This window comes from Pseudomonas sp. Sample_14 (assembly GCF_004307515.1).
Lineage (GTDB): Bacteria > Pseudomonadota > Gammaproteobacteria > Pseudomonadales > Pseudomonadaceae > Aquipseudomonas > Aquipseudomonas atacamensis.
Genome location: NZ_RCOC01000108.1, coordinates 1 through 716, shown reverse-complemented (window position 1 = coordinate 716; position 716 = coordinate 1). Strand labels below are relative to the sequence as shown.

1 protein-coding gene is annotated in these 716 nt (G+C 63.7%); it reads left to right on the top strand.

Features of this window, described 5'->3' with window-relative positions:
• Positions 1-705 (top strand): HRDC domain-containing protein (locus D8U61_RS27425; RefSeq protein WP_177433378.1); only part of this gene is annotated, 705 nt, incomplete at its 5' end.
• Between the last annotated feature and the right edge of the window lie 11 nt (positions 706-716).

Here is a 716-nt window from a genome sequence, read left to right as displayed (position 1 = left end):
GCGGACATCGACCTCGAAGGCTACGGTGGGCTGCGCCTGAGCGATACCTGCCGGCCGTTGCTCAAGGGCGAAGTGACCCTGGAACTGCGCCGCGACCTCAAGCCGCAAACCACCGCCAAAAGCAGCAAGAGCCAGGCGAGCCAACTGGTCCGCTTCGAGGAGCGCGAACAGTGGGAGGCGCTACGTGCCTTGCGCCGCAAACTGGCCGAAGAACATGGCGTGCCGCCGTATGTCATCTTCCCCGATTCGACGCTGCTGGAAATGCTCCGCAGCCAGCCAACCTCGCTGGCGGAAATGGCCACGGTCAGCGGTGTCGGCGCGCGCAAACTGGAACGTTACGGCGAGGCTTTCCTCGAAGTGCTCGGCGGTCAGGTCGAGGCACCGAAAGTGGTGGCCGATGTGCGCCACGAGCTGATCACGCTGGCCCGGGCCGGCATGACACCGCTGCAGATCGCCGGTCAGCTGCAATGCTCGGAAAAGAATGTCTACACGATGCTCGCCGAGGCCATCGGCAAGCAGCAGCTGTCACTGGAACAGGCGCTGGACCTGCCCGAAGAGTTGATGGGCGAAGTTCAGGACGCTTTCCTCGACGGCGAAGGCGAGTTGCCGCCGGTGGCGGAGATCGCCGCGTTGTTCGCAGGGCGGGTGCCGGAAGGCGTTTTGTATTGCGTACGTGCCGCGCTGCAGTCGGAATTCGAAATTTGAATGACCTGTCG